The sequence below is a fragment of the Psychromarinibacter sediminicola genome (genome assembly GCF_029168335.1).
GTDB lineage: Bacteria > Pseudomonadota > Alphaproteobacteria > Rhodobacterales > Rhodobacteraceae > Psychromarinibacter > Psychromarinibacter sediminicola.
This window is the reverse complement of the sequence record NZ_JARGYC010000190.1, coordinates 1-1,507: the sequence shown is the minus strand read 5'-3', so window position 1 is coordinate 1,507 and position 1,507 is coordinate 1. Positions and strand designations below refer to the sequence as shown.

General features: G+C 61.3%; 1 protein-coding gene and 1 pseudogene. One reads left to right on the top strand and one right to left on the bottom strand.

Annotation, left to right across the window (positions count from 1 at the left end; all coding sequences use genetic code 11):
• Positions 1-642 precede the first annotated feature (642 nt).
• Positions 643-1,278, bottom strand: coding sequence for an IS110 family RNA-guided transposase (locus tag P1J78_RS24865; protein WP_275570056.1), 636 nt, complete (start codon positions 1,276-1,278; stop codon positions 643-645).
• A gap of 47 nt (positions 1,279-1,325) precedes the next feature.
• Between P1J78_RS24865 and P1J78_RS24860 the strand changes: the two are divergent.
• Positions 1,326-1,507 (top strand): annotated as a pseudogene (locus tag P1J78_RS24860) (IS6 family transposase); the annotation flags it as partial.

Sequence of the window (1,507 nt, the reverse complement as noted above, 5' to 3'; positions counted from 1 at the left end):
CGAAATCATTCTCCCGATCCGGCTGCGGCCGGATTTTTTCGTTATTTTAGAGGGTTATGCGGGAGGGGCTCAGCACTGCCCCTGCTGCCAGGTGGCCCGGAAGCGGTCTCTTAGGGCCGATATTCTCTGGACCTCATGACTGCGCGGGTTTGGTAAACAGCTTGCAACAATATGAAATTGCTATAAATTTCCGGGGCTGCAGCTGAACACTTCGATTCCAGTCGCTCGCGCCCGAGATGGAACCGAAGCCCAAAGCTCTCCACGCCATGTCGCACAGGACGGGGCTCTCACTCAGCAGAAACTGCTTCAAAGCTCGCCAGTGCAGACCGAAGGTTCTCCATGATTTCCTCTGCCAAGACCGTAAGCGCCTCTGTGGTTGCCGTCCGTTTTGCAAGAAGTTTCTGACCCCCTTTGGCGAGTGATCGAGCGCGGTCCTCTGTCAGGCCTTTCTGTGCGGCATGTCCTGAAGCCGCTGGCCGATATGGTGATCTGCGGACAAGGCTCCAATCCCGATTGCGAGCTTGGCAGCTCTGGCGCTTACGCTAGTTTCCCTCGTCCCGATCTGACCGATCGTTCTGCCCATTTGGGTCGTCTCCTTCCTACACCCCTCGCTCCGATATCAACCGATCGCTTCGCGTTTGGTCACGCCGCGCTTGCCGACACCGGATCCCTGAAGTCCTCGCCTTTCGTCATCATTGCCCAAAGCTGCCGCGCCATCCGATTGGCCAAAGCGATCGCCACCAGCATCTTCGGCTTGCGTGCCAGCATCCGGGCCAGCCAACTGCCTTCGCGCACTGACTTGCGACCCCGGACCGTTAGCCTTGCCATCGCGCCGATGATCAGCAATTTTCGTATGTCGGCCTGGCCCGCCTTGGAAACCCGACCGAGACGTTCCCTGCCGCCCGAGGAATGCTGCCGCGGAACGAGACCCAGCCAGGCAGCGAAATCGCGGCCGCGCCGGAAGCCTCCCATGTTCGGCGCAAAAGCTTCGACGGCAAGTGCGGTCATCGGGCCGACGCCGGGCATCGTCTGGAGGCGGCGCGCGGTGTCCGTGGTCTCTGCGAGCTTCCTGGCGGTCTTCGTGCGCGCCTCGATGCGGGTGGTCTTCTCGAAGATCTGAAGCAGCAGATCCTTGCATTCGTCGCGGACGAGTTCCGGCAAGGACGTGGCGGAGTCCCTGACTATGGCCTCGATGGCCTTGAGATGGCGGATGCCCTGAGGGACGGTGTGCCCGAACTCGTAGAGCAGCCCGCGGAGGGCGTTAACGGGTGGTGTCAAAGGAACTCGGCTTGAGGCGGGGCAGGGGCGTCGGGTAGCGTGCGGCCATGACCCGACCCTGCCCATTCAAGTACTTCAAGACGTCGCGCGAGATCATCCGGCTCGCGGTGATGATGTATGTCCGGTTCCCGCTGTCGCTGCGGAATGTCGAAGACCTGCTGCACGAACGTGGGATCGACGTGAGCCACGAAGCGGTCCGGTTCTGGTGGCACCGGTTCGGGCCGATGTT